Origin of the sequence: Allorhizobium borbori, assembly GCF_014196535.1 — a bacterium.
GTDB classification, from domain to species: Bacteria; Pseudomonadota; Alphaproteobacteria; order Rhizobiales; family Rhizobiaceae; genus Ectorhizobium; species Ectorhizobium borbori.
In genome coordinates this window covers 340,421-365,400 of the sequence record NZ_JACIDU010000001.1, presented here as the reverse complement: position 1 = coordinate 365,400, position 24,980 = coordinate 340,421, and the positions used below count along the sequence as shown (strand labels likewise).

The 24,980-nt window shown below is 62.4% G+C and carries 28 protein-coding genes, 1 tRNA gene and 1 other RNA gene; 11 read left to right on the top strand and 19 right to left on the bottom strand.

Going from position 1 to position 24,980, the window contains the following annotated elements; genetic code table 11:
* Positions 1-3: 3 nt before the first annotated feature.
* Positions 4-648, bottom strand: a complete 645-nt coding sequence (locus GGQ66_RS01775; RefSeq protein WP_183788756.1) for a trimeric intracellular cation channel family protein — start codon at positions 646-648, stop codon at positions 4-6.
* Between the two features lie 185 nt (positions 649-833).
* On the opposite strand from GGQ66_RS01775, the gene GGQ66_RS01770 reads away from it, so the two are divergent.
* Complete coding sequence (locus tag GGQ66_RS01770; protein WP_370686268.1) at positions 834-1,307, top strand: hypothetical protein; 474 nt, start codon at positions 834-836, stop codon at positions 1,305-1,307.
* Positions 1,308-1,311: 4 nt separating this feature from the next.
* Here GGQ66_RS01770 and GGQ66_RS01765 read toward each other — a convergent pair whose 3' ends face one another.
* The 4 genes from GGQ66_RS01765 to GGQ66_RS01750 all read right to left on the bottom strand — a co-directional run bounded on the left by GGQ66_RS01765 (position 1,312) and on the right by GGQ66_RS01750 (position 3,540).
* On the bottom strand, positions 1,312-2,100 hold the full coding sequence (locus tag GGQ66_RS01765; protein ID WP_183788754.1) for a YdcF family protein: 789 nt from the start codon (positions 2,098-2,100) through the stop codon (positions 1,312-1,314).
* Positions 2,101-2,166: 66 nt separating this feature from the next.
* On the bottom strand, positions 2,167-2,742 hold the full coding sequence (locus GGQ66_RS01760; protein ID WP_183788752.1) for an HdeD family acid-resistance protein: 576 nt from the start codon (positions 2,740-2,742) through the stop codon (positions 2,167-2,169).
* A 180-nt stretch (positions 2,743-2,922) separates the two neighbouring features.
* Positions 2,923-2,998 (bottom strand) — tRNA-Ala (locus GGQ66_RS01755).
* Positions 2,999-3,150: 152 nt separating this feature from the next.
* On the bottom strand, positions 3,151-3,540 hold the full coding sequence (locus tag GGQ66_RS01750) for a TIGR02300 family protein (RefSeq protein ID WP_183788750.1): 390 nt from the start codon (positions 3,538-3,540) through the stop codon (positions 3,151-3,153).
* 319 nt (positions 3,541-3,859) lie between these two features.
* Between GGQ66_RS01750 and cmk the strand changes: the two genes are divergently transcribed.
* Both cmk and rpsA read left to right on the top strand, forming a co-directional pair.
* A complete protein-coding gene (gene cmk / locus GGQ66_RS01745; RefSeq protein ID WP_183788747.1) occupies positions 3,860-4,495 on the top strand; it encodes a (d)CMP kinase in 636 nt (211 codons plus the stop codon).
* Positions 4,496-4,690: 195 nt separating this feature from the next.
* Positions 4,691-6,394 (top strand): 30S ribosomal protein S1, encoded by a 1,704-nt coding sequence (gene rpsA, locus GGQ66_RS01740; RefSeq protein ID WP_183788745.1) that lies wholly within the window; start codon positions 4,691-4,693, stop codon positions 6,392-6,394.
* Positions 6,395-6,492: 98 nt separating this feature from the next.
* Here the strand turns inward: rpsA and GGQ66_RS01735 are convergent, their stop codons facing one another.
* The 4 genes from GGQ66_RS01735 to recR form a co-directional block, all read right to left on the bottom strand.
* Complete coding sequence (locus GGQ66_RS01735; protein WP_183788743.1) at positions 6,493-7,401, bottom strand: hypothetical protein; 909 nt, start codon at positions 7,399-7,401, stop codon at positions 6,493-6,495.
* A 366-nt stretch (positions 7,402-7,767) separates the two neighbouring features.
* A complete protein-coding gene (locus GGQ66_RS01730) occupies positions 7,768-8,394 on the bottom strand; it encodes a ribonuclease D (protein WP_183788741.1) in 627 nt (208 codons plus the stop codon).
* Positions 8,395-8,458: 64 nt separating this feature from the next.
* Positions 8,459-9,703 (bottom strand): lytic murein transglycosylase, encoded by a 1,245-nt coding sequence (locus GGQ66_RS01725; protein WP_183788739.1) that lies wholly within the window; start codon positions 9,701-9,703, stop codon positions 8,459-8,461.
* A 78-nt stretch (positions 9,704-9,781) separates the two neighbouring features.
* The gene (gene recR, locus GGQ66_RS01720) at positions 9,782-10,387 is read right to left on the bottom strand and encodes a recombination mediator RecR (RefSeq protein ID WP_183788737.1); all 606 of its coding nucleotides are present in this window, start codon (positions 10,385-10,387) and stop codon (positions 9,782-9,784) included.
* Positions 10,388-10,443: 56 nt separating this feature from the next.
* Between recR and GGQ66_RS01715 the strand changes: the two genes are divergently transcribed.
* Positions 10,444-11,055 (top strand): MOSC domain-containing protein, encoded by a 612-nt coding sequence (locus GGQ66_RS01715; protein ID WP_183788735.1) that lies wholly within the window; start codon positions 10,444-10,446, stop codon positions 11,053-11,055.
* Positions 11,056-11,058: 3 nt separating this feature from the next.
* On the opposite strand, the gene GGQ66_RS01710 is transcribed toward GGQ66_RS01715, so the two are convergent.
* The 3 genes from GGQ66_RS01710 to ffs all read right to left on the bottom strand — a co-directional run bounded on the left by GGQ66_RS01710 (position 11,059) and on the right by ffs (position 13,420).
* Positions 11,059-11,382: a YbaB/EbfC family nucleoid-associated protein gene (locus GGQ66_RS01710; RefSeq protein ID WP_183788733.1), complete on the bottom strand. Its 324-nt coding sequence runs from the start codon at positions 11,380-11,382 to the stop codon at positions 11,059-11,061.
* A 35-nt stretch (positions 11,383-11,417) separates the two neighbouring features.
* Complete coding sequence (locus GGQ66_RS01705; protein WP_183788731.1) at positions 11,418-13,283, bottom strand: DNA polymerase III subunit gamma/tau; 1,866 nt, start codon at positions 13,281-13,283, stop codon at positions 11,418-11,420.
* Between the two features lie 47 nt (positions 13,284-13,330).
* An RNA gene (gene ffs / locus GGQ66_RS01700) (signal recognition particle sRNA small type) lies at positions 13,331-13,420 on the bottom strand.
* A 77-nt stretch (positions 13,421-13,497) separates the two neighbouring features.
* Between ffs and GGQ66_RS01695 the strand changes: the two genes are divergently transcribed.
* The 4 genes from GGQ66_RS01695 (at position 13,498) to GGQ66_RS01680 (ending at position 16,044) form a co-directional block, all read left to right on the top strand.
* Positions 13,498-13,950: an HIT family protein gene (locus tag GGQ66_RS01695; protein WP_183788729.1), complete on the top strand. Its 453-nt coding sequence runs from the start codon at positions 13,498-13,500 to the stop codon at positions 13,948-13,950.
* Positions 13,947-14,903, top strand: coding sequence for an NAD(+) diphosphatase (gene nudC, locus GGQ66_RS01690; protein ID WP_183788727.1), 957 nt, complete (start codon positions 13,947-13,949; stop codon positions 14,901-14,903). Before GGQ66_RS01695 ends, nudC begins: the two co-directional genes overlap by 4 nt.
* Before the next feature lie 6 nt (positions 14,904-14,909).
* Positions 14,910-15,605 (top strand): helix-turn-helix transcriptional regulator, encoded by a 696-nt coding sequence (locus tag GGQ66_RS01685; RefSeq protein WP_183788725.1) that lies wholly within the window; start codon positions 14,910-14,912, stop codon positions 15,603-15,605.
* Between the two features lie 64 nt (positions 15,606-15,669).
* Complete coding sequence (locus GGQ66_RS01680; protein WP_183788722.1) at positions 15,670-16,044, top strand: VOC family protein; 375 nt, start codon at positions 15,670-15,672, stop codon at positions 16,042-16,044.
* A gap of 53 nt (positions 16,045-16,097) precedes the next feature.
* Here GGQ66_RS01680 and GGQ66_RS01675 read toward each other — a convergent pair whose 3' ends face one another.
* Both GGQ66_RS01675 and GGQ66_RS01670 read right to left on the bottom strand, forming a co-directional pair.
* A complete protein-coding gene (locus GGQ66_RS01675) occupies positions 16,098-16,952 on the bottom strand; it encodes a prephenate dehydratase (RefSeq protein ID WP_183788720.1) in 855 nt (284 codons plus the stop codon).
* Positions 16,953-16,957: 5 nt separating this feature from the next.
* Positions 16,958-17,716 carry a 3-deoxy-manno-octulosonate cytidylyltransferase gene (locus GGQ66_RS01670; RefSeq protein ID WP_183788718.1) on the bottom strand — a complete coding sequence of 253 codons (759 nt, stop codon included), beginning with the start codon at positions 17,714-17,716 and terminating at the stop codon, positions 16,958-16,960.
* A gap of 159 nt (positions 17,717-17,875) precedes the next feature.
* Here GGQ66_RS01670 and GGQ66_RS01665 point away from each other — a divergent pair, with 159 nt between their 5' ends.
* Entirely contained in the window at positions 17,876-18,412 is a 537-nt protein-coding gene (locus GGQ66_RS01665) for a c-type cytochrome (RefSeq protein ID WP_183788716.1), read from the top strand.
* 63 nt (positions 18,413-18,475) lie between these two features.
* On the opposite strand, the gene GGQ66_RS01660 is transcribed toward GGQ66_RS01665, so the two are convergent.
* Positions 18,476-19,420: an AEC family transporter gene (locus tag GGQ66_RS01660; protein WP_183788714.1), complete on the bottom strand. Its 945-nt coding sequence runs from the start codon at positions 19,418-19,420 to the stop codon at positions 18,476-18,478.
* Positions 19,421-19,777: 357 nt separating this feature from the next.
* Here GGQ66_RS01660 and GGQ66_RS01655 point away from each other — a divergent pair, with 357 nt between their 5' ends.
* Positions 19,778-20,770: an adenosine kinase gene (locus GGQ66_RS01655; RefSeq protein WP_183788712.1), complete on the top strand. Its 993-nt coding sequence runs from the start codon at positions 19,778-19,780 to the stop codon at positions 20,768-20,770.
* Positions 20,771-20,786: 16 nt separating this feature from the next.
* Here GGQ66_RS01655 and GGQ66_RS01650 read toward each other — a convergent pair whose 3' ends face one another.
* Positions 20,787-21,317 carry an SH3 domain-containing protein gene (locus GGQ66_RS01650; RefSeq protein ID WP_183788710.1) on the bottom strand — a complete coding sequence of 177 codons (531 nt, stop codon included), beginning with the start codon at positions 21,315-21,317 and terminating at the stop codon, positions 20,787-20,789.
* 198 nt (positions 21,318-21,515) lie between these two features.
* Here GGQ66_RS01650 and GGQ66_RS01645 point away from each other — a divergent pair, with 198 nt between their 5' ends.
* A complete protein-coding gene (locus GGQ66_RS01645) occupies positions 21,516-22,520 on the top strand; it encodes a 2-hydroxyacid dehydrogenase (protein ID WP_183788708.1) in 1,005 nt (334 codons plus the stop codon).
* 58 nt (positions 22,521-22,578) lie between these two features.
* On the opposite strand, the gene GGQ66_RS01640 is transcribed toward GGQ66_RS01645, so the two are convergent.
* Genes GGQ66_RS01640 through recF form a run of 3 tightly spaced genes read right to left on the bottom strand, consistent with a single transcriptional unit; the run spans position 22,579 to position 24,946 of the window.
* Entirely contained in the window at positions 22,579-23,055 is a 477-nt protein-coding gene (locus tag GGQ66_RS01640) for a GNAT family N-acetyltransferase (protein WP_183788706.1), read from the bottom strand.
* On the bottom strand, positions 23,052-23,816 hold the full coding sequence (locus GGQ66_RS01635) for a molybdopterin-synthase adenylyltransferase MoeB (RefSeq protein ID WP_183788704.1): 765 nt from the start codon (positions 23,814-23,816) through the stop codon (positions 23,052-23,054). The genes GGQ66_RS01640 and GGQ66_RS01635 overlap by 4 nt, the downstream gene beginning before the upstream one ends.
* The gene (gene recF, locus GGQ66_RS01630; RefSeq protein WP_183788702.1) at positions 23,813-24,946 is read right to left on the bottom strand and encodes a DNA replication/repair protein RecF; all 1,134 of its coding nucleotides are present in this window, start codon (positions 24,944-24,946) and stop codon (positions 23,813-23,815) included. Before recF ends, GGQ66_RS01635 begins: the two co-directional genes overlap by 4 nt.
* Positions 24,947-24,980: the final 34 nt, after the last annotated feature.

Here is a 24,980-nt window from a genome sequence, read left to right as displayed (position 1 = left end):
ACCTTATTGTGTCGATCCGTCGTCCTTGACCGGGCGGCCCGGTCGCGGCTTGTAGCAGGGAATGCTCCAGCCACGGATCAGCGCGCCGCCACGCAACAGGAAAGCCGCAAGGGCGCCGGCCGTTGTCGCAGCCCACAGCGGTGTGCCGGCGAAATGCATGCCGGTGAAGACACCGGCGCCCAGCAGGGCCGCCGTAACGTAGATTTCCGGGCGCAGAAGCACCGACGGTTCACCCGAAAGCACATCGCGCAGAATGCCGCCGAAGGTTGCCGTCATCACGCCGGTTACGATGGCCACGGAGGCGGAGCCCGTGGCGGCGAGACCCTTGGCTGCTCCCATCACGCAATAGGCGGCCAGCCCCACCGTATCGAGCCACAGCAGAAGCCTGTATCGGTATTCGATAAGGTGGGCGGTGAAGAAGACGATAATGGCCACGCCGCCGCAAACCAGCACATAGGCCGGATTGACCACCCAGAAAACCGGTGCGCGGCCGAGCACTAGATCGCGTACCGTGCCGCCGCCAATACCGGTCAGCGCGGCCAGGAACAGGAAGCCGATCGGATCGAGCTGCTTGCGTGAGGCCGCGAGAGCTCCGGTGGCTGCGAACACGGCGACGCCGGCATAATCGAGAATGGTCAGAAGCGACATGGGTGGTCCTGGTGTGGTGTCGGGCTGAATCGATCTGCCCCATCCTCAATCCGTTAACAATTCCGTGGCATCCTGTCATTGGACCATTTGGAAAGCACCGGGGCATGATGCCGGCCCGGCGATGGTCCGGTGTCCCGACCGCTCTTTCCCGAGGCGCCCGCGCCCCTCTGCCGGAACTGAAACCCGTGAAAAAGTCCCGTTCTCTTCTCGCTGCCGCTCTTTTGCTTTTTGTCGCCAACGATACGTTGGCGCAGCAGGCGCTCGTCAGCGACCCGGAAATCTATGAGAAGAAATTCTTCCAGGACAAATGTAAGGTCGTCCAGTTCGACAGCGGCTTCGTCAAGCGGCAGGATATCAACAATGACGGGCTGGTGGATGCGGTCGTCAGCCACGGTTCTGTCGTGTGTGACGGTGAGCGTGGCGTCGGCTGCAATGGCGATGGCTGTCTCTACAACCTCTATCTTCAGGTGAAGGAGGGCGGCTATCTCATGATCGCCACCGCCCGCCTTTACAGCCTCGATTACGAGGTTCGTTATGGCAACAATCTCATTGCGATGAAGATGCATCCGCGTTTCTGCGATCGTGCCGAAGGCGAGGAACCCTGCCTGATTGTCTCGCGCATTCGCGGCACGACATTGTACACCGTTCAGAAGAAGTAGGTTTTCAGCCGGGCAGAAGCGTGTCGGTTCGCCCCATCAGCCTGTAGGCCACAAGACCAAACCATTCGCGCAGCGCCGTTGCAGTCTGCTGGGCGTTCAGCGTCGGCTGGGTCAGGTCCGCGCCAAGCGTCGTCTTCCCGTCCGTGCGATAATCCGTCGGCCAGGGGATGACGGAAAGCCCGGCCTTCCGCATCAGGCCGATGGAGCGCGGCATATGGAAGGCGGAGGTGATCAGCAGGCAATCCGAAAGCCCGGCACTCGTCAGCAGTGCTTTCGTGTTCTCCACATTCTCGGCTGTGTTGCGGGATGTCGTGTCGCGCAGCAGTCGATCGGTCGAGACGCCAAAGGCCGGGAAGAAGCGCTCCGCCGTCACCCCGTCACCCTCGTAAGTGCCGCTGAACGAACCGTCCCCGCCCGAAATCAGGACTTTCGCTTGCGGATGGGCGAGAGCCAGCCGCAAGGTCTCCACGAAACGGTCCGCGGATTGGTTCATTTCGATGCCGCCGCGCGCGGTATTCACCTGCGATGAAAACGCTCCGCCCAGAACGATCATGCACGACACGTTGTCCGGATCGCGTCCGGGCCTGGGAAAGCGATCCTCGAGGGTCTGCAGGGCCACGTCGCCTGCCGTCGTGAACAGCGTGACGAAGAGGATGCTGCTTGCCAGCATGCTCAAGGTGATCCCGCTCTTGCGAAAACCGAGGAGCAGCGCCAGACATCCGAGCGTTACCAGAAAAAAGGCGAGCGACAGAGGCTGGGCCAGCAGCCAGAACAGGCGGGAGACATAGAACACGACGCATCCATGGATTGATTCGGTCGTCGGCCATCATCCGGGTTAAGGTGACGCGGGCAAGGCCACTCACGGACTTGTGCGAATGCGCCAGGCCATGAGGGCCAGTGGTACGCCGATGGTGATGAACTGCACGCCGATCAGAAGCGCCACCAGCCACACCGCCGTTTCCGGCAGGTTGACGAGCAGGAAGATCGACAGCAGCACGCCGACAACGCCGCTTGCCAGCACATAACCCCAGATCGGCAGGGGGCGGATCGTCAGTGCGAAAACGATCTTCGACATGCCTTCCAACATGAAGAACACCAGCACCAGCAACGTCAGGATGGCGAGCGACTGGAGCGGATCGCGCAGGATGAGGAAGCCGGCGATGAGACTGAGCAGCACCGCAGCAAGCTGCAGCCAGAAATGCGGCACATGCCGCGCGCTGATGAGGTTGATCGCCTGCAGGGCGCCGCTGAAGATCAGAAGCCAGCCGAGCATGAGCACGGCGGCGGTCGAGGAAATCAGCGGGAAGACCATGGCGAGAATGCCGGCCAGCGTTAGCAGCACTCCCTCCACGAGATACCAGAGCGAATAACGCCGCACGGACTGGCGCATCGCTTCGCGATAGACTTCTGCGGCTGCATCGAGTGAAATGGTCATGATGGCTCCTCGCGAAAATGGGGCGAGGCCGGGAAAACCGATTCGGCCGCCCGCATGCCAAAACGCTTGTAGAGCCGCGATGTTCCGCGAATCGGCGCGAGAAGTCAATTTTCGCGCGAGGCGAATTCCGCAGACGCTTCGGCGTTTATCGCGTTACTGTCGTCAATGTCTGGAAAGATTTGGTGGAGCTAAGCGGGATCGAACCGCTGACCTCTTGCATGCCATGCAAGCGCTCTCCCAGCTGAGCTATAGCCCCATCTAAGGTGCCGGTTTTTCCGGCCCGGGAACCTTTCGGAGAGTGTCTCCCCGTCGGGTGTGGCGGCTTATTACTTCGTGGTTTTTTGAAGCGCAAGCCGAAAAATGCAGGCCGGTCGATTTTTTTATGACCGGCCTGTGGAACACATGCGATCAGACTTCGTCGTCGCCGCCGGTAACGCCGATGATACCGGTCATGTCGTCGTCATCGTCGTCATCGTCGGCTTCAAGGAAGGTGTCGTCCTCGTCGTCGTCCAGTTCGACATCGTCATCACCGAGATCCGGGAGGTCGCTGCCGCCGGCTGCGTCGTCGTCGGCGTCCTCGAGGGAAACCAGTTCGACATCCGTGTTCTCGGTATCGACTTCCTGAACGTCCTCTTCCTCGGCCTTTTCCATGATCGCTGCAGCCGTGCTCTCTTCAAAGAAGGAGAGCGGCCAGCTCTTGCCCGTGTAGGGCGAGACGACCGGATCACGGTTCAGGTCGTAGAATTTCTTGCCGGTATCCGGGTCGGTCCGCTTGGTACCAAGTTCCGCTTTTGCCACTGTTAGGCCTCTTGAATGGCTGAGATCACAATCGGTGCGAGCCGTCAAAACGGGCGCAGGACGAAAAATTATAGCCGGTCCCCTTAATCTGTGCGCCGCCGTCTGTCAAAGGCAAACTTCTCAAGGCTGGCAGGGCTTTTCGGCTGTTGGTGGATGACCGGGGCACATGAGTGTGGTAGCAAGCGCCGCATCCCCGTCATGCCGAGGTTCGCAACAAACCCGCGCATCCGGCGAGGCTATGATTGCAGCGGCACCGCCGCCAGTTTCCCCGGCCTCGTCGAGGCGATGGCCGGAGCCGACGCAGGAGTTTAGGTCCACCATGAGTTTCGTTGTCGCCATCGATGGTCCCGCAGCAGCCGGCAAGGGCACGCTTGCGCGCCGGATTGCCGAAACCTACGGCTTTCATCATCTCGATACCGGGCTCACCTATCGCGCCACCGCCAAGGCATTGCTCGACGCGGGCCTGTCGCTCGATGACGAGGCGGTCGCCGAGCGCATGGCGCTCGACCTCGACCTGTCCGGCCTCGACCGGGCGGTCCTTTCCCGCCACGAGATCGGTGAGGCCGCCTCGAAGGTGGCAGTGATGACGCCGGTGCGCCGTGCGCTGGTGACCGCGCAGCGACGCTTTTCCGGGAAACTGCCGGGCACGGTTCTCGACGGGCGCGATATCGGCACGGTCGTCTGCCCGGACGCGCCGGTGAAGCTTTATGTGACGGCCTCGCCCGAGGTGCGCGCAAGACGGCGTTTCGACGAGATCATCGCGAATGGTGGCACGGCCGATTTCGAGGCGATTTTCGCCGATGTGAAGACCCGCGACGAACGCGACATGGGAAGGGCCGACAGCCCTTTGAAACCAGCGCAAGACGCGCTCTTGCTTGATACCTCGGAAATGAGTATAGAGGCGGCGTTTCTGGCCGCAAAATCGATAATCGATGAACGGCTGAATTCGAATTGATTCTTTTCTCATCCAAGAGAAATTGACGAATACGAAGGGAACCGGCACCTGCCTGTTCCGTTTATGGGTCCGCAAGCACGTCCTGCGCCGGTTGTTCGCTCGTTGAAGCGGACGGATGCGCTTGCGAACCGGTTCAACACCAGCCCCCGGCGCATATGCGTCCGCTCGGATAGAGTGGATGTTCCAGGAGATTACATGTCTGTTTCTACCCCCACGCGCGAAGATTTCGCAGCCCTGCTCGAAGAATCCTTTGCCAAGACCGACCTCGCTGAAGGCTATGTTGCCAAGGGCATCGTGACCGCCATCGAGAAGGACGTCGCGATCGTTGACGTCGGCCTCAAGGTCGAAGGTCGCGTTCCGCTCAAGGAATTCGGCGCCAAGGCCAAGGACGGCTCGCTGAAGGTCGGCGACGAAGTCGAAGTCTATGTCGAGCGCATCGAAAACGCGCTTGGCGAAGCTGTTCTGTCGCGCGAGAAGGCTCGCCGCGAAGAAAGCTGGATCAAGCTCGAAGCCAAGTTCGAAGCCGGCGAGCGCGTTGAAGGCGTCATCTTCAACCAGGTCAAGGGTGGTTTCACCGTCGATCTCGACGGCGCCGTTGCCTTCCTGCCGCGTTCGCAGGTCGACATCCGTCCGATCCGCGACGTGACCCCGCTGATGCACAACCCGCAGCCCTTCGAAATCCTCAAGATGGACAAGCGTCGCGGCAACATCGTGGTTTCGCGCCGCACGGTTCTCGAAGAGTCCCGCGCCGAGCAGCGTTCTGAAATCGTTCAGAACCTCGAAGAAGGCCAGGTTGTTGACGGCGTCGTCAAGAACATCACCGATTACGGTGCGTTCGTTGACCTCGGCGGCATCGACGGCCTGCTGCACGTCACCGACATGGCCTGGCGCCGCGTCAACCATCCGTCGGAAATCCTGTCCATTGGCCAGCAGGTCAAGGTTCAGATCATCCGCATCAACCAGGAAACCCACCGTATCTCGCTCGGCATGAAGCAGCTCGAGTCGGATCCGTGGGATGGCATCTCGGCCAAGTATCCGGTCGGCAAGAAGATCTCGGGCACCGTCACGAACATCACCGACTACGGTGCATTCGTCGAGCTGGAGCCGGGCATCGAAGGCCTGATCCATATCTCCGAAATGTCCTGGACGAAGAAGAACGTTCACCCCGGCAAGATCCTGTCCACGAGCCAGGAAGTCGACGTGGTCGTTCTCGAAGTCGACCCGACCAAGCGCCGTATCTCGCTCGGCCTCAAGCAGACGCTGGAAAACCCGTGGCAGGCATTCGCCTTCTCGCATCCGGCTGGCTCTGAAGTCGAAGGCGAAGTCAAGAACAAGACCGAATTCGGCCTGTTCATCGGCCTCGAAGGCGACGTTGACGGCATGGTCCACCTCTCCGACCTCGACTGGAACCGTCCGGGCGAACAGGTCATCGAAGAGTTCAACAAGGGCGACGTCGTCAAGGCTGTCGTTCTGGACGTGGACGTCGAGAAGGAACGCATCTCGCTCGGCATCAAGCAGCTCGGCCGTGATTCGGTCGGCGAAGCTGCCGCTTCCGGCGACCTGCGCAAGAACGCTGTCGTTTCGTGCGAAGTCATCGCCGTCAACGATGGTGGCGTCGAAGTGAAGCTCGTCAACCACGAGGACATCACCTCCTTCATCCGCCGCAACGACTTGGCACGCGATCGCGACGATCAGCGTCCGGAGCGTTTCTCGGTCGGTCAGGTGTTCGACGCTCGCGTGACGAACTTCTCCAAGAAGGACCGCAAGGTCATGCTTTCGATCAAGGCGCTCGAAATCGCCGAAGAGAAGGAAGCCGTGGCTCAGTTCGGTTCGTCCGACTCGGGCGCTTCGCTCGGCGACATCCTGGGCGCAGCCCTGAAGAACCGCGGCGCCGAGTAATCGGTATCGCCTGAAATAAGAAGCCCGCCGGATAGTCCGGCGGGTTTTTTCATGTCCTGCGAAGCGGTAAGCGGGCGGGCCTGGCCCTGAACGGGCTTTTACAGTGCGCCCGACATGCGCTGGTAATAGGCATAGGCGAATTCGTCGGCTGCTTCGTCTTCGTCGGCGGGAGATGAAATTGTCTCGCCGCCAGATTTTGCCTCGTGCGTCAGCGCGGGCTGTTGATCGCTTTCGTCCTCTTCACCGTCGCCGTCATCGGCGTGGTTGCCGTCCTCATGCGAGGCGTGCCGTTCTTCATCCTCGTCTTCGTCTTCCTGCGTGACGTCATCAATCGCCATGTTCACGTAGGGCAGGGCAATGCCAACCCGTTGTGCGGCGAGAAATGCGGCCTGAAGAAGCTGGTTTTCGAAGGGCTGGATATTGGAGACGCCCTTCAATTCGATTTCCGGCCGTGCGGAGCGCAACGCCAGCGCGATCAGGCTGTCATCCTCGGATGCTTCGTTCTGCAGGTAGGACGCCACGACCGCATCGGTGGCCGCGTCGCCCTTCTGCCGGTTGACTTCCAGATAGGCTGCCACGCGCGCCGCTTCGGCGCCGCCGGGCTGCTTCAAGGCCAGAGCCACGAGCTGCAGCGGAAGACCCTTCAGAAGATGACCGAGCTGGCGTTCGAGCGCCATGCTAGGTCCCTCGTTCATGGCCAGAATTGCGTTGGCAAGACGAAGCGCATGCATGGCGGGGCTCTCGCCCGGCATGGCCGGCATGTCGAGAGCCTTGGCGATTGCATCCGAGAGCTGGGAAAGGCTCATCGTCATGGTCTCGGGGCCGGAAAGATTGAGAATATTCACCCGGCCTGAAACGGCGCTGGAGACGGCGACCGTACCCTGATCGCTGCGGTTGCCTTGCGGGTTCTGGCCCTGTCCACCCCGTGGATGACCATCATGTTCCTGCCGCGGCGGCACCCTGTGCTGCACGGTGGTATTTGAAACGGATAGGATCGGAGGCAGCATGGCGCGCTCCCACTCTGGCCAGGAAAAGGGGAACAGACAACATCAAGCCGCTCATACGGCTGTCGCATTCGAGACGCGGTGCCCGGTTTCCGCGCATTGCCTCATGGCCTGTGCGAATGCACGTTCAGTTCGCATATCGTCTGCCGATATGCAGAAGGCTATTTCCGGATGCGTCAATCGGGCGAATCATGGCGACGCTTCAAATCCGAGGATATGCGCACGATGCCCGAATGCAATGGGCATAGAACGACCCAAGACATTTATAATCCGGAATGGTTAATAAAATGTTAAGGGCGTGTTGTGGCTTTCGCCGTCAAATTCACGCACTTGCACAGGCCGCGGGTCTGGACTAGCCGGCCGCACCGCTCAGCTATGGGCGAAAATGTCGGTTTCTTCCCAGCCGAGAAGGTCGAGTTGCGCGCGCGTCGGCAGAAAGCGGAAGCATTCCTCGGCCAGTGCCTTGCGGCCATCGCGCACCAGACGCATCTCCAGCTTGTCGCGCAACGCATGCAGGTAGAGCACGTCGGAAGCGGCATATTCGAGCTGTTCCGGCGAAAGCACCGCCGCCGCCCAGTCGGAGGATTGCTGCGCCTTGGAAATGTCGACGCCCAGCATTTCCTTGAGATTGTCCTTCAGGCCATGGCGGTCGGTATAGGTTCGGGTGAGGCGCGAGGCGACCTTGGTGCAGAACACCGGCGTCGTCACCACGCCGAAGGTGTGGAAGAGCACGGCAATGTCGAAGCGGCCGTAATGGAAGATCTTCTGGCGGGCGGGATCGGCCAGCAGGGCAACGAGGTTCGGTGCTTCCTTCTGCCCGGCGGCGATGCGGATGACATCGGCCGTTCCATCTCCCGGCGAGAGCTGGACGACGCAAAGCCGGTCGCGGCGGGGAACGAGGCCGAGCGTCTCGGTATCGATGGCAATGGCGCCGGTATAGCGCGCGGCGTCCTCGGCGGAAATATCGCCTTCGTGAGAGCGGATCTTCGCGGCCATGGTCTTCTCCGGTCGTTTGCGCATGGTCTGATGGACTAACCGCAAGTGCCGGCCCGTGCAATGGCTATTTCAGGCGACTTTTCAGCGATGCATCGGGATAGCAGGTAGAGGCCAGCCCGTTTTTTGCCTGCCATTCGCCGAGGGAACGCCGGGTCTTGAAACCCGGCAGGCCATCCGCCTTGCCGACATCGTAGCCGAGCGTCACCAGCCGGTTCTGCATGGCCAGAACATCCGAGCGCAGCATCTTGCCCACATCGCCCCACGCCCCCTTGAAGGCGGCGCCGCCATTTGAAATGCGGTCGGCGAGGTTGCCGATGTAAAGCGCGTAGAGATCGGAATTGTTGTATTCCTTGATGACGTAGAAATTCGGCGTGACGATGAATTCCGGTCCGAAGGTGCCGGCCGGAACCAGCATCATGGATGGTGCCTTCATCTCGCTGGAGGGGAAGGCGCGGCCCGAAACGGGCCTGATGCCTTCGCCGGCCCACACGGAAAGCGGTTTGGCGCGATCCGGCCCTTCCTGCGCGCAGGAAACGCCGGCCGGCATCGTCACCTCATAGCCCCACCCGCGCCCGCGCTGCCAGCCCTTGAGCTTCAGATAGTTGGCGATGGAAGCCAGCGTATCCGGCACGGAGGTCCAGATGTTGCGATGGCCGTCGCCATCGAAATCGACGGCATATTTCAGATAGCTGCCGGGCATGAATTGTGGCTGGCCGAGTGCGCCGGCCCAGGAGCCCAGCATGGCCCGCGGCTCAGAATCGCCGCTTTCGACAATTTGCAGCGCCGAAATGAGCTCCTGCCGGAACATGTCCCTGCGGGTGGACATGAAGGCCTTGGTGGCGAGAACGCCCATGGCCGGATAAGGCAGCTTCGCCTTGCCATAGCCGCTCTCGCGCCCCCAGACGGCAAGAATGATGGGGCCGGGAACGCCATAGGCGGCCTCAACCTTCTTCAGCGTCGCCGCATGTTCGGATGCCAGCGCCCGGCCCGTGGCGGCAAGGCCCTGAAGCCGCTGCTCGTTGAAATAGGCGCCTGGGGAGGAGAATTCCGCCTGGCTCTGGCTCTGCTCCTTCGGCGGCTTCGTGCCGGGCGGCACCAGATCGGGCAGGTCGAAATAGAGCGTGACACCGGAAAGTGCTGCGCGGAATGTCTTTTCGGAAATACCGGCGGCCTTGGCTTCCGGCCAGAGGTCACGGTCGATCCATTGCCGGAACTGGACATCGACCGCGCCCTTGTCGAGCGCTGCGGCCGGAGTGGCAAAGGCCGTGATGCCCGCAATCAGTACGGCGGCAAGCTGTTTCAGACCCATTTCATTCCTCCCGGCATCCGCGAATCGTTTGTCGCGAGGATGACGTATAGGCTCAAAGGAGGAAACAATGGGGCCGGATCAAATCGCCGTGCGGGCGCGAAGTGCCGCCGTCAGCGTGCCCTCGTCGAGATAATCGAGTTCGCCACCCACCGGCACGCCATGTGCAAGCCGGGTGATCTTCACGTCGATGCCGGCAAGTTGCTCGGTTATATAGTGGGCTGTTGTTTGCCCCTCGACGGTGGCGTTCACGGCAATGATGACCTCACGCACATGGCCGCGCGTCACGCGGTCGATGAGGCCGGCGATGTTGAGGTCGTCGGGACCGACCCCATCGAGCGGCGAAAGCGTGCCGCCGAGAACATGATAGACCACGTTGAGCGCTCCGGCCCGCTCCAGCGCCCAGAGGTCGGAGACGTCTTCCACCACGATGATCACGCCGTGGTCGCGGCGTTCGTCGGTGCAGACGGTGCAGGGATCGATCGTATCGACATTGCCGCAGCAGGAGCAGATCCGCACCTTGTCATAGGCCTCGCCCATGGCCTTCGACAATGGCCCGAGCAACTGGTCCTTCTTCTTGACGAGCGTAAGCGCGGCGCGCCGGGCCGAACGCGGCCCGAGCCCCGGCACCTTCGCCAGAAGCTGGATAAGTTTTTCGATTTCCGGACCGGTGACTCGCTTTGCCATGGTGTCTTTCTATCCCATATGAACCCCGAACGGAATCGTGGAGCAGGAGCGGAACGATGAAACTGACAGCTATCTGCATCGGCCGGGCCGAACGACTTCCCGGCAAGAGTTACAAGAGCGGCATCGGCAAAAGCGAGGTCACGGCTCCGGTGATGATCGACACCGCCGGTCTCGTCGGCGACGCCGTATGCAACACGAAGCACCACGGTGGCCCGGACCAGGCAATCCTGCTCGAAGGGTCGGTGACGCTCGACTGGTGGGGAGAGCGCCTGAACCGCCCAATTCCGCCTGGAACCTTCGGCGAAAATCTGGTGATCGAGGCGCTGGACAATCGCGACATGGCAGTTGGTGACCGTTTGCACATCGGCGATGTCCTGCTGGAAGCCACGGCGGCGCGCATTCCCTGCAACACACTCGCCGCCCGCATGGGCGATCCGAAATTCGCTTCGCTTTACAATGAGGCCGGGCGGCCGGGCATCTATTGTCGGGTGTTGAGGGGCGGCGTACTGGCGGCTGGGCAGGTGGTTTCGATCGAACCCTATGCCGGTCAACGTGTCGCCATCCCGGACATGCTGTTGGCCGGCGGGCGAAGGCTTCCGGAGGAAGACAGGCGGCGCATGCTCGCCGCCCCGGTCAGTCTCAGAATGCGGGCGCTGTTATCGTCCTGAGGTTCAGAACGGAAACTTCATGCCGGGCGGGATCGGCAGACCCGCGGTCACGGCCTTGGTCTTTTCGGCGGCAATCGCCTCGGCCTTGTCCTTGGCGTCCTTGTGGGCGGCCACGATCAGATCCTCGAGGATTTCCACGTCGTCTTCCTTGAACAGCGACGGGTCGATCTTCACGCCCAGCAGGTCGCCCTTGCCGGTCAGGCGCAGGGTAACGAGGCCGCCGCCGGACTTGCCCTCCACTTCGAGGCTGGCGATCTCGGTCTGCAGGTTCTCCATCTTGGCCTGCATTTCCTTGACCTTGCCCATCATGCCCATGATGTCGCGCATTGCGGCTCTCCCTGTTTGAATTGTCGGCTGTGTTTTCAGAATTCGATGTCGTCGCCGGGCAGGATGTCGCCCTCGGAGGATTCGGTAATCGGCGGTGCCGGCGGATTATCCATCTCGCTGTCTTCCTCGGCGCTCGGCTTGGAAATGCGCACGTCGATGATCTTCGAGCCGGGGAAGCGGGCCATGATCGCCATCACGTCCGGGTCGGCCTTGGCATCTTCCTTCCGGGCTTCCTGCGCCATCACTTCCGCTTCGGAAAGCGTGGGTTCGCCCGGTTCGTTGGACAGCGTCACCCACCAGGTGATGCCCGTCCATTCCCGCAGCTTCGAGGTCAGATCGTTGACGATGGATTTCGGTGCGTCGGGGCCGAGGTTGATTTCCAGCCGTCCCGGTTCGAGCTTCACGAGATGCACCGACTGGCGCACCCGCGCCCGAAGCACGGGCTCGCGATGTTCGGCGCAGAGATCGGCAATGTCTTCCAGCGAGCGGACGTGAACCTTGGCTTCCTGCTGCGGCTCGGCCTGAACTGCCGGACGCTCCAGCGTTTCGGGTGGGCGCTCCGGTGTCGGCACGGCCCGCAGATGCGCGGAGGGGGCGTTGGTCGGGGCGGGCGCACGGCTTTCCAGCGGTCGGCCCATGGCTGCGGTTGCCTGCATCTGCGCGCCGCCGCCATTGCCGGAGGGCGCGCGCGGCGCAGAACCGCCATTGCCATTGGAAAAATCGGCGAGGCGGCGCGCGGCGTCTTCCGGTGAGGGAAGATTGGCGGCGTGCGCCAGCCGGATCAGCACCATTTCGGCTGCAGCAGAGGGCCGCGAGGAGTTTTCAGCCTCGGGAATGCCCTTCAACAGCATCTGCCACAGGCGAGACAGCGTGCTGACGGCAACACTGTCCGAAAACGCCTTGCCGCGCACGCGCTCGACCTCGGAGAGCGAGGGGTCGTCGGCGGCATCGGGTACGAATTTCAGCCGCGTCACCAGATGGGTGAAATCGGCCATGTCGGTCAGCACCACCACGGGGTTGGCGCCGGCCTCGTACTGGCTGGTGAATTCGGCGAGCGCCGAAGCGGCGTCACCGCGCAGGATATGTTCGAAGAGATCGACGATGCGGGCGCGGTCGGCAAGCCCCAGCATGCCACGCACGGCCTCTGCAATCACCTTGCCGCCGCCATGGGCAATCGCCTGGTCGAGCAGGGAAAGACCGTCGCGGGCGGAACCTTCGGCGGCGCGGGCAATCATCGCCAGCGCTTCCGGTTCGGCGTCGATGCCCTCCTTGCCGGCGATGGTGCCGAAAAGGTGCACGAGATCCGAGGCGCTGATGCGGCGCAGGTCGAAGCGCTGGCAGCGCGACAGGACCGTGATCGGCACCTTGCGGATTTCGGTGGTGGCGAAGATGAACTTCACATGCTCCGGCGGCTCTTCCAGCGTCTTCAACAGGCCGTTGAAGGCCTGCGTCGAAAGCATGTGCACTTCGTCGATGATGTAGACCTTGTAGCGCGCCGAAACCGGGCGATAACGCACCTGCTCGATGATCTCGCGGATGTCGTCGATACCGGTATGGGAGGCGGCATCCATCTCGATCACGTCGACATGGCGGCCCTCCATGATCGCCTGGCAATGGATGCCGGGCTCGCGCAGGTCGATGGTCGGTTTGTCGATCGTGTCGGTCTTGTAATTCAGGGCGCGGGCGAGAATGCGCGCCGTGGTGGTCTTGCCCACCCCGCGCACACCGGTCAGCATATAGGCCTGTGCGATGCGCCCGGTCTCGAAAGCGTTGGTGAGCGTGCGCACCATCGGTTCCTGACCGACCATGAGATCGGAGAAATCCTTCGGGCGGTATTTGCGGGCCAGAACGCGGTATCCGCCCGCAGTCGTCTGGCTTGCCGCCGGTTGCGTGTCGCTCATCCGACCCCTGTTTTGCCGCCAACGGAGAATGGATCGATAGGTGGGAGACTGGCGAGGCGACCCGTGCCCGCTCGTTAGGGCTGCTTCCTTCCGGACCTGACCCGGTTGGCGAGTAGCGACGTCCGCCACCAGCCTCCCGCGTTCCATATCGGCAATTCCATTTGCAAATGCAAGCCGAACCGTCAAAAAACTGCTATGAAAAACCGTAAGGCCGATGCACCATTCAAAAAAATGCGACAGCCCTGGGGAGGGATATGAAGTGAGCGACTTTCTTCTCGATGAACGGCTCGCGCGTGACAGCGAATGCCTGTCGAAACTCGGGCTCTGCCAGTTGCGGCTTTCAAGGGATGGCCGCTGGCCCTGGCTGATCCTGGTGCCGCAGCGAAACGGTGTCAGCGAAATCTTCGAACTCACACCGCTCGATCAGGCGGTGCTGACCTTCGAGATCAACATGGTGGCGAATGCGTTGCAAAAGGTGACGGGCGCCACGAAGATCAATGTCGGCGCACTCGGCAACATCGTGCGTCAGCTCCATGTTCACGTCATCGCCCGCAGCGAGGGTGATCCGAACTGGCCCGGCCCCGTCTGGGGCTTCGGAACCGCCGAGCCCTGGGATGCCGATGCCCGCAAGATTTTCGTCGACAAGCTGCAAGAGGCCCTTTCATGACGCTTGCCTTATTTGATCGGGCCGGGGAGGCAAGCGCGCTCACCGCTTTCTCCGGCAATACGCTGATCCGCGATTCCGAACACCGCACCGATGATTGCGCCCAGGTGGCGCTGCGTGACAAACGCGCCAAGGCTTTCGTCTTCTGTGGCGGCAAGCTGGTGCTGAAGCACGAGCACACCGCCGTTGATCCCCTGTTTTCGCTCTACGAACTCGCCGATCTGGAGCCTGCGCTGGAGGAGGCCGTGCTGCTCGGTCACGACAGCGAGGGAAAACCGCGCCTTGCGGTCAGCATTCTGAAGAATGTCGAGGAACCGGCAAGCCCATTCCGTCTGACCGACGGGCGTTCGCTGATCCGCGAATACGATCTCGCCCCAGAATTGCTGGGCGAATTCGCGCAAGGCGCAGGCCTCATCCGCTGGAATGCCGATAACCGTTTTTGCGGCAAGTGTGGCGCCCGCATGGCCATCCGCGCCGGCGGCTACAAGCGTGAATGCACCGCCTGCGGCAATGTCATTTTCCCGCGCACCGACCCCGTGGTCATCATGCTGGCCGTGGACCGGGCGAGCGACCGCTGCCTTCTCGGGCGCGGCCGCCACTTTGCGTCCGGCATGTATTCCTGTCTCGCCGGCTTCGTGGAGCCGGGCGAAACGATCGAGGATGCGGTCCGTCGCGAGACGGCGGAGGAATCCGGCCTGAAGATCGGCCGCGTCAGCTATCATGCCTCTCAGCCCTGGCCGATGCCGCACCAGTTGATGATCGGCTGTTATGCCGAAGCGCTGACCGTTGATCTGAACCCCGATCTGGAGGAACTGGAGGATTGCCGCTGGTTCACCCGCGAGGAGGTGCGCGCCGTGCTTGCAGCCCGTCCGGGCGATGAAGGTGTTCTTCATGCGCCTCCCTCCGGCGCCATTGCCAATCGGCTGATGCGGGACTGGCTGGATCGCGGGCTCTGATCCCGCATGGCCGGGTCCCGTTCCGAACGCCTTCTGGCGTTGTTGCAGGCGCTTCGCCGGCATCGCAGGCCGGTAGCCGGCGCGGATCTGGCGTCTGAAACCGGTATCAGCCTGCGCACGCTCTACCGCGATATTGCAAGCCTGCGGGCGCAGGGTGCCCATATCGAGGGCGAGGCGGGTCTCGGCTATCTGCTGAAACCCGGCTTTTTGCTGCCGCCACTGATGTTCTCGCCGGAGGAAATCGAGGCGCTGGTGCTCGGTTCGCGCTGGGTGGCTGGCACGGCCGATCCGAAGCTGGCGGGCGCGGCGCGTGACCTCATGACCAAGGTGGCCGCCGTGCTCCCCGGCGATCTGCGTGAGGATCTCGACCGCACGACGCTGATGGTGCCGCGTCGCGAGCAGGTGGCCGATACCGCCGATGTCGGTGGCATTCGCGAGGCGATCCGCCAGGAGCGGGTGCTGCGGATTGCCTATCGCAATGAACAGGGCGAGGCCTCCGAACGGCATATCTGGCCCTTCGCGCTCGCCTATTTCGAGCGGGTTCGCGTGGTTCTGGCCTGGTGCGAGCTACGCGAAGATTTCCGCAGCTTCCGCACGGATCGCATTCTGGATTTTGCGGACGCGGGCCGTCGTTATCGCCGCCGCCGGGCAGTTCTCCTGAAGGAATGGAAGACAGCGCAGGGAATTTCACCGGAGACATGATGCTGCTGCCATAAACTGACAGTAGGGTGGGTTAGTGTCCGGCCATCCACAAAGGAGACCTGACATGAAAACCCTCGATCTCAACCTCACTGTCCTCTATGTCGAAGATCCGGCCAGAAGTGCGGCCTTCTACCGCGACCTTCTCGGCGTCGAGACTTTCGCCTCCTCGGAAGGGTTTACGGCCATTCCTCTGCCGGGTGGTCGTCTCATGGGCCTGTGGCGCAAAAGCGCGGTGAAGCCCGACGTCACGGGGTCATCCGGCGGTTTCGAAATCGGCGCGATGATTGCGGAAGCCGGTGGTGTCGCCACGAAGTTCGCAGAGGTTGAAAAGGCCGGCCTCACCATCGCCCAGCCGCTGACGGTCGCCGATTTCGGCCCCACCTTCGTCATCCTCGATCCGGACGGTCATCGCATTCGCTTCTGCGAGCCGGACAAGTGAGACAAAAAGAGAAGGGGCGCATAAAGCGCCCCTTCCTCTTGCAAGCATTTGTTCTAGAGATCGCTGCGCATCGCATGGCCGCGATAAACGCCGAGAACCCGGACCTTTTCGGAGAAGAAGCGCAGTTCCTCCAGCGCCCGGCGCACCGGCTCGTCATCCGGATGCCCCTGGATATCGGCGTAGAACTGCGTGGCAATGAAACGCCCGCCGATCTGGTAGCTTTCGAGCTTCGTCATGTTGATGCCGTTGGTGGCGAAGCCGCCCAGCGCCTTGTAGAGGGCGGCGGGAATATTGCGGACGTTGAAGATGAAGGTCGTGACGATCACGTCCTCGTCCTTCTCGCGCTTGGCCCAGCGCTCGTCGCGCGACAGGATCACGAAGCGGGTGACGTTATTGTCGGTGTCCTCGACATTCTCCGCCACGATATCCAGCCCGTAGAGACCGGCGGCCAGCCGCGGCGCAAGCGCCGCCATCGTGCGGTCGCCCTTTTCCGAAACCAGCTTCGCCGCGCCCGCCGTGTCACCGGCCACCACCGGCTTCCAGCCGTTGGAGCGGATGATCTTGCGGCACTGGCCCAACGCATGGATGTGGCTGTGAACGGTGCGGATCTCGCTGACATCGACGCCCGGCAGCACCATGAGCTGGAAGCGGATCGGCATGAAATACTCGCCGATGATGTTGAGGCGCGACAACGGCAGCAGATAGTGAATATCGGCCACGCGGCCCGCAATCGTGTTCTCGATCGGGATCATGGCGAGGTCTGCGTCGCCGTTCTCAAGTGCGGTGAACGCGTCCTCGAAGGTCGGGCAGGGCAGCGGCTCCATGCTGGGGAACATGTCGCGGCAGGCCATATCGGAATTGGCGCCGAAATCGCCCTGGAAGGCGATCCTGTTGGTACGCTGGATCATGGCAGTCAGTCCGTCTTTCGTGCGGTGAGAATGGCGCGGGCCTTTTCGAGGTCTTCCGGTGTATCGACGCCGAGCGGCACGCCATCGACGATTTCCGCGTCGATGCGCATGCCGGCCTCAAGCGCACGAAGCTGTTCCAGCTTCTCGCGGGTCTCGAGTGTCGAGGGACCGAGCGCAACGAACTTTTCAAGTGCGGCGCGGCGATAGGCATAAAGCCCGATGTGATGGTAGAGCGGTCCTTCGCCATAGGGAGCGGTGGCGCGGGTGAAATAAAGCGCCTTGAGACGCGTGGCCGAAAGAGGCCCGCCGACGACCTTCACGACATTCGGATTGGTCTTTTCGTGGGGATCGGTGATCTCGGTCGTCAGCGTGGCGATATCGACGGCGGGGTCTTCCAGCGGACGAAGGGCGGCGCGAATGGACTCGACCTCGATGGTCGGCAGGTCGCCCTGCACGTTGATGATGATCTCTGCCTTGCGCTCGGGATCGGCAGCCTGAAGGGCCTCGAAAATACGGTCGGAACCGGATTGATGGCTCTCGGCAGTCATCACGGCGGTGAAACCGGCGGCGGAAACGGCATCGAAAACGCGTTTATCGTCGACTGCGACAATTATTCGCCCCACCCCCGCTTCTTCCGCGCGTTTGGCCACCTGAACGATCATTGGAAGGCCGGCAATGTCGGCCAAAGGCTTGCCGGGCAGGCGAGTCGAGGCCATTCGTGCCGGAATCAGCACGAGAATCCGGTCGGAAGCGGGTTTGGACATGAAGAGGCCCTTTAATTGCGACCCGCGAAATGGCACCATACGCGCGACCCGGGCCGAATGACGATATTGCAACGGACAGTCAAAAGACATAGGTTCCGCGCAAATTCAAGGCGCTCCGGGGGACGGATCGCTGACTCGCGATTGAAGAGGGACGAGTTAATGACATCTATCGTATTGAATGGTGCGGGGGCACTGATCAGCACGGCGTTGGTGGTGGCACTTGCAACGGTTTCCGGCAACGGCATCTTTGCGGAAAAGACGCCAGCCAAGCCTGGCTATGAAATCGCCGTTGGCGAAGCCGGTGGTGGCGCCGCTGCCGAGAAGGCCGCGCCGAAGTCGCTCTCCGAGCTTCTGGCAAGCGCCGATGCAACCGCGGGCCAGGCTGTCTTCAAGAAGTGTGCCGCCTGTCATGACGCCTCCTCCGGGGGGCCGAACAAGGTCGGACCGAACCTTTATGGCGTCGTCGGCCGTCCGGTCGCCTCGCATGAGGGCTTTTCCTACTCCGACGGCATGAAGGCCCATGCGGACGGCGGCAAGCACTGGACGTTCGAGGACCTGAACAAGTACCTGACGAACCCGAAGGCCGAAGTACCGGGCAACAAGATGGCCTTCGCCGGTCTGAAGAAAGACGAGGACCGCGCCAATCTTCTGGCCTGGCTGAACAGCCAGTCGACTTCGCCGCAGCCGCTGCCCTGATAGCGGGCAGTCTTGTTCACGAGGATTCGGGCCCGGCTGGTTTTCCAGCCGGGCCTTTCTCGTTCAGGTCAGAAGCCAGGCCCAGAAGGAAACGGAGAGAATACCTGTCGCGGTGCTCATGGTGATGGTGGAGGCGGCAAGCGGCTGACCGGTGTTGAAGCGCGTTGCCAGAAGCCAGGAGTTGATACCCGTCGGCAGGCAGGAGGTCAGCACCAGCGCCAGCGCCCAGGTTGGCGACAGGCCAAGGCCGTGGGCGCCAAGCCAGACGGCTGCCGGCATCAGGATCAGTTTCAACAGCGTCATTACCCCGGAAAGCCCCACATTGCCCGAGATGGAATAGCGCGTCAGGCTCATGCCGAGCGCAATCAGTGCCGCCGGGCCGGCGATGCCGGCAATCTGCGCCAGAACGGTGCTGCCGATCGTGGTCATGGGGAGTTCCACGAAATTGACGGCAACGCCGGATGCCATGGCGATGACCAGCGGATTGGTCACGAGATTGCGGCCGACTTGCCTGAGAATGGCGGAGACGGGGCGCTTCGTGCCGCCTTCCAGCTTGAACTTGGCATTTTCCATCAGGATTGTGCCGGTAATCATCATGATCGGCAGGTGCACGGCCAGCAGGATCGAAAGCGGCACCAAGCCATCATGGCCTACGATGTTGCCAACCAGCGGCAGGCCGATGAAGACGTTGTTGGCAAAGGATGCGGATATGCCGGCGATGACGCCCATCGTCGCATCGCGCCCGAAGATGCGCGTGGCGATGAGGTGGCCGGTGGTCCAGGTAACGGCGACACCGAAGAAATACGAACCCCAGAGCCGGAACGGGGAAAGGCCATTGAAATCCGCCTCCACGAGTGTCCGGAAAATCAGGACCGGGAGGGCGATCTTGAACACGAATTCGCCGAGGCCATCGCCCACAGAGGGCTTGAGAAGCCCGGTCCGGGCCAGAAGCCAGCCGATCAGGATGAGGGTGAAGATCGGGGCGACATTGAGCGCAATGGCATACATGGGGCGGGAAGCCTTCGGCGGAGGGACTTCTCGCTGTCTAGCGGATAATGCCGAAGCTGACAAATGGTTTGAACCAATTCCCGCATGGGGAGAGGGTACGCGCTGCGCTGCCCGCCAGGGCCGGAAAGCCGCGCCGCCAGTTCATCCGTGGTCGACGCGAGCAGTCCGGACGGAGAAATCCTGAGGCCGGTGCTTTCATGGCGTGGCCCCGGTTCTTCCGGGCGGACCATCGTCCGCTGCGGCTTCTTCTAAAGGCGCTTCGTAACAGACGTATGACGGGATAAATGCCGCTTGCTTCTTCCGCACCGCGAAAAACGCGCTATACCTCGGCGAGCAAAACAGGGGTTTCGGGGTCTCATGACGCAATATGACGTGCTTACCGTTGGCAATGCCATTGTCGATATCATCTCACGCTGCGAAGAGGCGTTTCTGACGGACAATGCCATCGTCAAGGGCGCGATGAACCTGATCGATGCCGAGCGTGCGGAAAAGCTCTATGCCCTCATGGGCCCGGCGGTCGAGGCTTCGGGTGGCAGCGCCGGCAACACGGCGGCGGGCGTCGCCAATTTCGGCGGTCGCGCCGCCTATTTCGGCAAGGTTGCGCAAGACGGCCTCGGTGAAATCTTCCGTCACGACATCCGTGCCCAGGGCGTGCATTACGGCGTGACGCCCCTGGCCGATAGCGCGCCGACCGCCCGCTGCATGATCTTCGTAACGCCGGATGGCGAGCGCTCGATGAACACCTATCTCGGCGCCTGCGTCGAGTTCGGCCCGGAAGATGTCGATCCCGCCGTGGTGGCGGATTCCAAGGTCACCTATTTCGAGGGCTATCTGTGGGACCCGCCGCGCGCCAAGGACGCCATTCGCGATTGCGCCCGCATTGCCCATGAAAATGGCCGCGAAATGTCGATGACCCTGTCGGACTCCTTCTGCGTCGACCGTTACCGTGGCGAATTCCTCGATCTGATGCGTTCCGGCACGATCGACATCGTTTTCGCCAACAAGCAGGAAGTGCTGGCGCTCTACGAGACCGACGACTTCGATGCGGCACTGACGGCGATTGCCGCCGACTGCCGTCTGGCGGCGGTGACGATGAGCGAGGACGGCGCCGTCATTCTTTCGGGCGGCGAGCGCATTCACGTTCCGGCCTTCCCGGTGGAAACGGTGGTGGATACGACCGGCGCCGGCGATCTCTTCGCCGCCGGCTTCCTGTTCGGCTATACGCAGGGGCGCACGCTGGCCGAAAGCGGCCGTCTCGGCTGCCTTGCGGCCTCGATCGTCATTGCGCAGATTGGTCCGCGCCCGATGGATTCGCTGAAGAAGGCGGCGGAAAAGATCGGCCTGCTCTGAGGAGCAGGAGGGGGCGTTACTTGAACGCTTCGCCGGGATAGGCGCCCCAGATCTCGCCCTGCGCCACCCAGCCTTCATTGCCTTCGGCCTGGGCCTTGCACCATTCGCCGGTGCACTCGGCAATCTTGAAAATCACGCCCGGCTCAAGACGGGCGGTGATGGTCGAATTGGCCTGTGGGTCGCGGCGAAGGTTGACATAGATGTTGTCGCCCTTGCCGCGCATCCACGGGGCGGCCACGGCCATGCGCTCGCCCGAAAGCAGCGACTGGTTCACCCAGCCCTCGGTGCCGTCTGCATCGCGAATCTTGCGCCAGTTCTCGTATTCCTGGGTGATTTCCACCGGCAGGCCCGCGCGGGTATACATCCACGAGGTCGCATAATCCGTGCTGGGGCCGACGCGCAGGTTGACGCGCTTCGATTTCAGGCTCACGAAACGCGGCAGCGGCAATCCGCTCGCTCCCTTGGCATTCTGCGCCTCGGCGGTCGAGGCAAAGGCGGCAAGCGCGAGGGCGAAAGCGAGGCAGGAACGGAAAATCGCGCGGCGCATTCTTGGATCACTCTTCGGTCTTGAACCTGGATTTGCGAGCGCCCGAACCGACCTTCATCCGAGGGTGCGACCCCAAAACCGTTCGCAACACCACGAGTTTTGTTGTCTTCCCCGAAGGGTCTGGTAGAAAACGCCCATAACGGCTTAATATTCGGTCATTCTGGTTAATGACCTCTAAATTCGGGGGTGCGAAACGCCATGGCGAACAAGAAACGTCCGAGGGTCTATATCACCCGCAAACTGCCCGAGGCGGTGGAAGCGCGCATGAGCGAGCTGTTCGACGTCGAGGTCAACGCCGATGACCACCCCCGTACCCGCGCGGAGCTGGCTGCCGCCATGCGTGAGGCCGATGTAATCGTGCCGACCGTCGGTGACCGCATCGATGCCGAACTCATCGAGCAGGCCGGTCCCGATCTCAAGCTCATCGCCTGTTTTTCCAACGGCACCGACCAGATCGATGTCGAAGCCGCGACCCGCAAGGGCATCACCGTCACCAACACCCCGAACGTGCTGACCGAGGATACGGCCGACATGACCATGGCGCTCATCCTCGCCGTGCCGCGCCGGCTGGCGGAAGGTGCGCGCCTCCTTACCGATACACCCGGCGACTGGGCCGGCTGGTCGCCGACCTGGATGCTCGGTCGCCGCATCTGGGGCAAGCAGATCGGCATCATCGGCATGGGTCGCATCGGCACCGCCGTCGCCCGCCGCGCCAAGGCCTTTGGTCTTTCGATACATTATCACAATCGCAAGCGCGTCAATCCGGCCACGGAACAGGAGCTGAATGCGACCTATTGGGAAAGCCTCGACCAGATGCTGGCCCGCGTCGATATCGTTTCGGTGAACTGCCCCTCGACGCCCGCGACCTTCCATCTCCTGTCGGCCCGCCGCCTCGCGCTGCTGCAGCCCACGAGCTACATCGTCAACACGGCGCGCGGCGATATCATCGATGAAGCGGCGATGATCCAGGCGCTGCGCGAAGGCAAGATTGCCGGTGCCGGCCTCGATGTTTTCGAAAGCGCCCCCGCCATCAACCCGAAGCTGGTGAAGCTATCTGCCGAAGGCAAGGTCGTGCTTCTGCCGCATATGGGCTCGGCCACCATCGAAGGCCGCGTCGATATGGGCGAGAAGGTGGTGATCAACATCCGCACCTTCTATGACGGTCATCGCCCGCCGAACCGCGTTCTGCCGGTGCGGGTATAACCACGCATACAAGCGCCATGGCCGCGAAGTCGAAACGATGCGTCCAGGTCTTGAGGTGTCAGAGCGCCTTTTTCATCTCGATGGAGGTCGGGCGGTCATAGCCGGCATGGGCGTTTTCTGCGGTCTTGACGAAGCCCCACTTGCCAAACACCGCGTGGTTGTCGGTAAGCTCGATGCGGGTTTCGAGCCTGAGCGCCGACAGGCCGAGTTCGCGGGCACGCGCCTCTGCTGCCGCCAGCAGCAGGCGACCAAGACCCTTGCCCTGCGCTTGAGGGGAAATCGCGAATTTGCCGATATAGAGCGTTTCCGGCTCCGCCTTGCAAAAGACGCAGCCGAGAAGCGCGCCATTCTCCGTGGCGACGATTGCGGTTTCCACGCCGGCCTTGTCCTTCAGTTTGTCCGGCGTCAGCCTGTGCGCGGACGAGGGCGGATCGATGCGTCCGTCCATATAGGCGAAAGCGTCCATGATCAGCGCGTGAAGTGCAGTCCAGTCGGTGAAGCGGTCGGGGTCGATACCGGCGAGGGTGATGCTCATGCGGTCTGTTTCCTGCGGCGATAGCGGATGGTGTCGAAACGGCTGGAGAGCGCATCGTAGAGCAGCAGCCGGCCGACAAGCGGTTCACCTGCGCCGGTGATGAGCTTGATCGCTTCCATGGCCATCAGTGTGCCGATCACACCGGTCAGCGCGCCGACGACACCCGTCTCCGCGCAATTGGGCACCAGCCCTGCCGGTGGCGGTTCGGGGAAGAGATCGCGGAAGCCTGGGTTGAGTTTGCCGTCAATGTCGGTCTCATACGGTTTTAGCACAGTCAGCGATCCGTCAAAGCGCCCGACGGCCCCCGTCACCAACGCGACATGCGCGGTTTCCGCCGCATCGGCCGCGGCATAACGCGTGTCGAAATTGTCGGACCCGTCGATCAGAAGCTGGAAGCCCGAGAGAAGGCGCGGGGCCGTTTCCTGCGTGAAGTGTTCGTCGAAGCGCGTCACCGTCACATGCGGGTTCAGCCGGGCAATGGCCTGCGCCGCACTTTCGGTCTTCAACGTGCCGAGCGTGCCGGTGTCGTGGATCACCTGCCTTTGCAGGTTGGAGAGGCTGACGGCATCGTCATCGACGATGCCGAGATGGCCGACACCGGCGGCGGCGAGATAATGCAGCACGGGGCTGCCAAGGCCGCCTGCGCCGATCACCAGAACCCGCGCCCGCTTCAGCGCCTGCTGCCCTGCGCCACCCACTTCAGGCAGAAGGATATGGCGCTTGTAGCGCTCGATCTCATCGGGGGTCAGGGCATCGCTCACAGGCTTTCCTCCGTCACGGTGGCCTCGCGCACCGTGAAATACTGCGCCCTCTCGCCAAGGGCTGCAAACATCGAACGGTCGGTGCCTGTCATGAAGGCCTGCCCGCCAAGCGCGTGGATACGGTCGAACAGGGCGGCACGGCGGTTGACGTCGAGATGGGCGGCGATCTCATCGAGTAAAAGCACGGGCGCATGGCCTGTCATGTCGGCAATCAGTTGCGCATGGGCAAGAATGAGGCCGACAAGTAGGGCCTTCTGTTCTCCGGTCGAGCAGCGGTCGGCCTGCATGTCCTTCTCGCGGTGGCGCACCAGAAGGTCGACCCGGTGCGGCCCCTCTAGCGTGCGCCCGGCAGCGGCGTCGCGATAGCGCCCTTCCACCAGAAGCGCGGCGTAGCGGTCTTCCAGTTCCAGCGCCGGCACTCCCTGAGCATCGTCGAGAAAGCCGGAAAGGGCGAGCGTCGCGGTCGGGAAGGGTTGGTCGCCGTCTGCCGTGCGCTCGGTCAGCGTCACCAGAAGGGCAAGCATTTCCCGCCGCGCAAGCGCCATGGCAATGCCGAGCCCGGCCATCTGCCGCTCCAGCCCGGATAGCCAGGCGGGGTCAAAGCGGCCTTCGGAAAGAAGCTTGTTGCGGCTGCGCATGGCGCGCTCGAAATCGGAGGCGCGGCGGCCATGGGCCGGATCGAGTGAAAGCACCAGCCTGTCGAGAAAGCGTCGCCGGTCGGAGGCGCCGCCGGTGAACAGCCCGTCCATGGAGGGCGTCAACCAGAGGACGCGTAGATGGTCGGTCAGTTCATCGGCGCTTTTCGCCGGCGTACCGTTCACCCTGAGCCGACGTGACAGGGTTTCTTCGGCAAGATCGACGCCGGTGCCGATCGACACCTCGTCTTCCATGCCATCCACTTCGGCAAAGACAGTGAAGGCGCTGGCGCCGTTGCGGATCACCTCGTCATAGCCGGCGCGCCGCAGACCGCGTCCGGGCGAGAGGAAGGAAACCGCTTCCATGAGATTGGTCTTGCCCGCACCGTTCTCACCGGTCAGCACGACATGACGGCCGTCGAAGCGGAGTGCCAGCGACGCGTAATTGCGGAAATCGGTCAGCGTCAGGCGCTTGAGATGGACTTTGCGGGTCATGATCCGAATCGGGAAGTGCCAGAAAGTGCTAGCC

Coding starts and splice junctions, on each gene's coding strand:
- GGQ66_RS01775 (WP_183788756.1), bottom strand. CDS start 648: ATGTCGCTTCTGACCATTCTCGATTATGCCGGCGTCGCCGTGTTCGCA.
- GGQ66_RS01760 (WP_183788752.1), bottom strand. CDS start 2,742: ATGACCATTTCACTCGATGCAGCCGCAGAAGTCTATCGCGAAGCGATG.
- cmk (WP_183788747.1), top strand. CDS start 3,860: ATGAGTTTCGTTGTCGCCATCGATGGTCCCGCAGCAGCCGGCAAGGGC.
- rpsA (WP_183788745.1), top strand. CDS start 4,691: ATGTCTGTTTCTACCCCCACGCGCGAAGATTTCGCAGCCCTGCTCGAA.
- GGQ66_RS01735 (WP_183788743.1), bottom strand. CDS start 7,401: ATGCTGCCTCCGATCCTATCCGTTTCAAATACCACCGTGCAGCACAGG.
- GGQ66_RS01730 (WP_183788741.1), bottom strand. CDS start 8,394: ATGGCCGCGAAGATCCGCTCTCACGAAGGCGATATTTCCGCCGAGGAC.
- GGQ66_RS01725 (WP_183788739.1), bottom strand. CDS start 9,703: ATGGGTCTGAAACAGCTTGCCGCCGTACTGATTGCGGGCATCACGGCC.
- recR (WP_183788737.1), bottom strand. CDS start 10,387: ATGGCAAAGCGAGTCACCGGTCCGGAAATCGAAAAACTTATCCAGCTT.
- GGQ66_RS01715 (WP_183788735.1), top strand. CDS start 10,444: ATGAAACTGACAGCTATCTGCATCGGCCGGGCCGAACGACTTCCCGGC.
- GGQ66_RS01710 (WP_183788733.1), bottom strand. CDS start 11,382: ATGCGCGACATCATGGGCATGATGGGCAAGGTCAAGGAAATGCAGGCC.
- GGQ66_RS01705 (WP_183788731.1), bottom strand. CDS start 13,283: ATGAGCGACACGCAACCGGCGGCAAGCCAGACGACTGCGGGCGGATAC.
- GGQ66_RS01695 (WP_183788729.1), top strand. CDS start 13,498: ATGCACCATTCAAAAAAATGCGACAGCCCTGGGGAGGGATATGAAGTG.
- nudC (WP_183788727.1), top strand. CDS start 13,947: ATGACGCTTGCCTTATTTGATCGGGCCGGGGAGGCAAGCGCGCTCACC.
- GGQ66_RS01685 (WP_183788725.1), top strand. CDS start 14,910: ATGGCCGGGTCCCGTTCCGAACGCCTTCTGGCGTTGTTGCAGGCGCTT.
- GGQ66_RS01680 (WP_183788722.1), top strand. CDS start 15,670: ATGAAAACCCTCGATCTCAACCTCACTGTCCTCTATGTCGAAGATCCG.
- GGQ66_RS01675 (WP_183788720.1), bottom strand. CDS start 16,952: ATGATCCAGCGTACCAACAGGATCGCCTTCCAGGGCGATTTCGGCGCC.
- GGQ66_RS01670 (WP_183788718.1), bottom strand. CDS start 17,716: ATGTCCAAACCCGCTTCCGACCGGATTCTCGTGCTGATTCCGGCACGA.
- GGQ66_RS01665 (WP_183788716.1), top strand. CDS start 17,876: ATGACATCTATCGTATTGAATGGTGCGGGGGCACTGATCAGCACGGCG.
- GGQ66_RS01660 (WP_183788714.1), bottom strand. CDS start 19,420: ATGTATGCCATTGCGCTCAATGTCGCCCCGATCTTCACCCTCATCCTG.
- GGQ66_RS01655 (WP_183788712.1), top strand. CDS start 19,778: ATGACGCAATATGACGTGCTTACCGTTGGCAATGCCATTGTCGATATC.
- GGQ66_RS01650 (WP_183788710.1), bottom strand. CDS start 21,317: ATGCGCCGCGCGATTTTCCGTTCCTGCCTCGCTTTCGCCCTCGCGCTT.
- GGQ66_RS01645 (WP_183788708.1), top strand. CDS start 21,516: ATGGCGAACAAGAAACGTCCGAGGGTCTATATCACCCGCAAACTGCCC.
- GGQ66_RS01640 (WP_183788706.1), bottom strand. CDS start 23,055: ATGAGCATCACCCTCGCCGGTATCGACCCCGACCGCTTCACCGACTGG.
- recF (WP_183788702.1), bottom strand. CDS start 24,946: ATGACCCGCAAAGTCCATCTCAAGCGCCTGACGCTGACCGATTTCCGC.